The 1,211-nt window shown below is 67.0% G+C and carries 1 protein-coding gene, 1 tRNA gene and 1 pseudogene; all 3 read left to right on the top strand.

What is annotated here, in order from left to right:
• Nucleotides 1–291: pseudogene (locus tag ACZ53N_RS37455) on the top strand (hypothetical protein); the annotation flags it as partial.
• Nucleotides 291–866: a transcriptional regulator gene (locus ACZ53N_RS37450; protein WP_466986379.1), complete on the top strand. Its 576-nt coding sequence runs from the start codon at nt 291–293 to the stop codon at nt 864–866. The pseudogene ACZ53N_RS37455 and the gene ACZ53N_RS37450, both read left to right, overlap by 1 nt.
• A 67-nt stretch (nt 867–933) precedes the next feature.
• A tRNA-Met gene (locus ACZ53N_RS37445) sits at nt 934–1,007 on the top strand.
• Nucleotides 1,008–1,211: the final 204 nt, after the last annotated feature.

The raw sequence follows: 1,211 nt of genomic DNA, 5'->3' as shown, positions 1-1,211 counted from the left end.
AAGTTCGTCTCGACGATGGGGGAGTCGAACTACAACCGGGAGCTGTACCGTCCGGACTGGATGCACATCATCCGTTCGCAGGCGTTCTCCAACCTTTGGCTGAAGGCGCTCAAGGCGCATGACGAGGGCCTTGTGGTCGTCCGGGCGATGGGCACCGACGAGCTCCATGTCATTGGAGACTGGCGCGGTGTCTTCCCCGAGGGCCGGGGCGTTACCGAAGTCAAGGTCAAGGACACCTACATCGCTGGCACGGCCGAGCACACGGAGGCGGAAGGGGAGGGAGAGGGGTAATGCCGGAGAGGAACCTCGACTTCGGAAGATTCGGTGCCCGGGGCATCAGGGGCAGCGACGCCGTGGCCCGCAAGCTCGACGAACTCGCGGGCGGCATCGCCACCCCGGTGACCGCCAAGCGCGGCCTGATAGCGCGCCTGCACTACCTGACGAAGACGGGCAAGAGCCGGAAAGCCGCACAGGACGCCGGGCTGACGGTCACCGACCGGACGCTCAAGGCGTGGCTGGAGGGCAAGCGCCGGCCGTCGAAGGCCAACCTGGAACGCATCGACGCCGCATACAGGGCGGTGCGTCGGCAGAACGTCGCCCGGCACCTCCTCAAGCGCCTGAACCGCGAGGGACGCGGGACCCGGGTGGAGATCCACCCCCTCAACCAGTCCCAGGTCGCCCGGCCACACCAGCGCGTCATCGAGTACCGGACGATGAACGTACGCCGCTGGGACAAGATCGTCGGTTCCTGGGCGGCCGGTGATTACCGGGGCCTGGACGATGCATGGACCGCCGATGTACTCCCGGACCTGGGCTCGCAGTGGGGCCAGTACGAGTACGTCACCAACGTCGGCTTCGCCGCATAGAAGAACCGGCCCTGGCAGGAAGTGGTCCGCGGCGCCTGCTGTGATGGCGTACGGTGGGGATCACCGGCGCGGGGTGGAGCAGCTCGGTAGCTCGCTGGGCTCATAACCCAGAGGTCGCAGGTTCAAATCCTGCCCCCGCTACTGCTGAAAAGGGCCCGGATCCATCTGGATCCGGGCCCTGCCGCATTCCAGGCCGTTCCTACCGCGCGCTCTTGCCCGCCGCGCCACTGGTCCAGCGCATGCCGAGCGCGTCGAGGTCTGCGCGGCGCTGCTCGGTGAGCTTGTCGGCGCGTTTGCGGATGTTGTCGAGAATCATGCCGAGCTTCACCGCCAGGAGCTCCTCAG

It is taken from the genome of Streptomyces sp. NPDC033229 (assembly GCF_055576875.1).
This window is presented reverse-complemented; position numbering and strand designations above follow the sequence as displayed.

Bases quoted from the DNA above. Each gene is read 5' to 3' on its own strand.
- ACZ53N_RS37450 (WP_466986379.1), top strand. From the start codon at position 291: ATGCCGGAGAGGAACCTCGACTTCGGAAGATTCGGTGCCCGGGGCATC.